The sequence below is a fragment of the Mesorhizobium sp. M2A.F.Ca.ET.037.01.1.1 genome, assembly GCF_003998075.1.
Lineage (GTDB): Bacteria > Pseudomonadota > Alphaproteobacteria > Rhizobiales > Rhizobiaceae > Mesorhizobium.
The window spans coordinates 1-2,758 of record NZ_RZSA01000885.1 but is presented as its reverse complement, the minus strand read 5'-3'; the positions used below and the strand labels follow the sequence as shown (position 1 = coordinate 2,758).

The following is a 2,758-nucleotide window of genomic DNA, read 5'->3' as shown; positions in this document are numbered from 1 at the left end:
TGCCTTGGGCCTTACTGATCTTGCCGCCATGCACGGTGACGAAAGACGGGCAGAAACCGTTGAGGCAGGAAAAATCCTTGTTGCAGCTCGACTGGTCGATGCGGCGCTTGCGGCCGAATTCGGTCTCGACCGGCTGGATCGAGACGCAGTTGGACTGTACGCCGCAATCGCCGCAGCCTTCGCAGACCAGCTCGTTGATGAAGACGCGTTTGTCCGGATCGGGGAAGGTGCCGCGCTTGCGTCGGCGGCGCTTTTCGGCGGCGCAGGTCTGATCGTAGAGCAGCACCGAAACGCCTTTCACCTCGCGCAATTCGCGCTGGACGAGATCGAGATCGTCGCGATGGTGGATGGTTATGCCGGCCGGGAAATCGGCCTTGCCGGCATATTTGCCAGGCTCGTCCGTGACAACGGCGATGCGCTCGACGCCCTCGGCGCGCACTTGCCTGGCGATCATGTCGACGGTCAGGCCGCCCTCATGCGGCTGGCCGCCGGTCATGGCGACGGCATCGTTGTAGAGGATCTTGTAGGTGATGTTGGCGTCGGAGGACAGCGCGAAGCGGATCGCCAGCACGCCGGAGTGGTTGTAGGTGCCGTCGCCGAGATTCTGGAAGATGTGGTCGCGCTTGGAGAACGGCGCCTGTCCGACCCATTGCGCGCCCTCGCCTCCCATGGCGGTGAAGCCGACGGTGTTCCTGTCCATCCACAGCGCCATGAAGTGGCAGCCGATGCCGGCGGCGGCCAGCGAGCCGTCCGGCACCTTGGTCGAGGAATTATGCGGGCAGCCCGAGCAGAAGAAAGGCGTGCGCGAGCCGATATCGAGCGTGTCGGCGAGCATCGCCTGGAACTGGCGCAGCTTCGCCACCCGCGCTGCGATCTCTTCCGAGGAGCCGATGGTGCGCAGGATCCGTTCGCCGAGCGCAATCGCGATCTCGTTCGGATCGAGCGCACCCTTGGCCGGAAACAGCCAGTCACCGCGCTCGTCCTTCTTGCCGACGATCACCGGCTGGGTGGCGGTGCCGTAGAGGTTCTCGCGCAGCTGCACCTCGATCAGCGAGCGCTTCTCCTCGACGACGACGATGGTGTCGAGGCCGCGGGCGAAGTCGGCGATGTGCTGGAAATCCAACGGCCACGGACAGCCGACCTTGAACAGGCGGATGCCGATGCGGTTGGCGGCCGCTTCGTCGATGCCGATATCCTCCAGCGCTTGGCGGACGTCGAGATAGCTCTTGCCGATGGTGATGACGCCGAGCTTGGGATTGCGGCCGCCGGAATAGACGATGCGGTTCAGCCCATTGGCCTGGATGAAGGCCGAGGCGGCGGCGCGCTTGTACTCGTGCAGCCGCTCTTCCTGGCCGAGCATGTCGATCTCGTGGCGGATGTTCAAGCCGCCCGGCGGCATGTCGAATTCGGGAATGACGATGCCCAGACGCTCGATCGAGGCGTCGACCGAGGCCGTCGATTCGATATTGTCCTTGACGCATTTGATCGCCGCCCAGGTGCCGGCGAAGCGCGACATGGCAAAGCCGTAAAGGCCGTAGTCGATGATCTCCTGCACGCCGGCCGGATTGAGGATCGGCACCATGGTGTCGACGAAGAGGAATTCGGTGGCATGCGCGTTGGTCGAGGATTCGGCCATGTGGTCGTCGCCCATCAGGGCAAGCACGCCGCCATGCTTGGAGGAGCCGGCAAGATTGGCGTGGCGGAAGACGTCGCCGGACCGGTCGACCCCCGGGCCCTTGCCGTACCAGACCGAAAAAACGCCATCATGCGTGCCCTCGCCCAGCAATTCGGTCTGCTGCGAGCCCCAGCAGGCGGTGGCGGCGAGTTCCTCGTTGAGGCCCGGCTGAAAGACGATGTCGGCTTGCGCAAGCTGCTTCTTCGCCCGCCACAGCTGCATGTCGAGGCCGCCCAGGGGCGAGCCGCGATAGCCGGAAACGAAGCCCGCCGTGTTGAGGCCCGCGCGGCGGTCGCGCTCGCGCTGCATCAGAAGCATGCGCACGACGGCTTGCGCACCCGATAGGAAGACGCGCTCCTTGCCAAGGTCGAACTTGTCGTCGAGCGCGACGTCGTGCAGCGTCATCAGGTATTTCCTCTGCGGAGGCGCCTCAAATCAGGCAGCCAACGTCGGAGTGGGACGTCGCAGTCTTTCGTCCCTAGGCGGTGAGGTCAAACAAAATCACAGAGGCCAGATAACACGCAACAAACGGTCTGGCGAGTGGCCGGTGGCGCATGCAAGATCATGCTAACCGCTTTGTGAGGAACAAAAATTTCGTGGCTCAAGTCGCTTTGGAGCAATCCGGCTTCTGGGCATCGGGCAGCTTGCCGTCAGGATGGCCGGCAAGGTCCGGGTTGAGCTCGTATTTCGGCCCGATCACCAGTGGCCGGTCCGGCAGCATCGTCTGGTCCTCGGACGAGGTCATCGTGGTATCGATGCTCTGCAGCAGCGTGCCGCTCGCATCCTCGATGCGGATCGAGACGGAATAGGGTTTATCTTTGACCACGCAGGTGAGCGGCGGGCTGGTGAGCGTGATGTGCGGCAGCTTCGGCCAGATCTTCTGGTTGACGATGAGCGGGTCGCCGCCGGCCGGATTCTGGAAGCTCACCACCGCGACCTGACCGTCGACCATCGGCCGCAGCGGCTTCAGCGTGATGACATAGGTGGCGATGGCCAGCCGGTAGTTGAACTCGAACAGTTTTCCCGAGATGGCGAAAAGCTGGTCCTTGCCGGTGTCGCGGCAGGCGCCGAGCGCGACTGCGG

2 protein-coding genes are annotated in these 2,758 nt (G+C 63.9%); both read right to left on the bottom strand.

The annotated features are described in order from the left end of the window. On the bottom strand, positions 1–2,080 hold a 2,080-nt coding region (locus tag EOA27_RS30740; protein WP_145970637.1), incomplete at its 3' end, for an indolepyruvate ferredoxin oxidoreductase family protein. A gap of 196 nt (positions 2,081–2,276) precedes the next feature. Beyond that, positions 2,277–2,758 (bottom strand): hypothetical protein (locus EOA27_RS30735; RefSeq protein ID WP_127258014.1); only part of this gene is annotated, 482 nt, incomplete at its 5' end.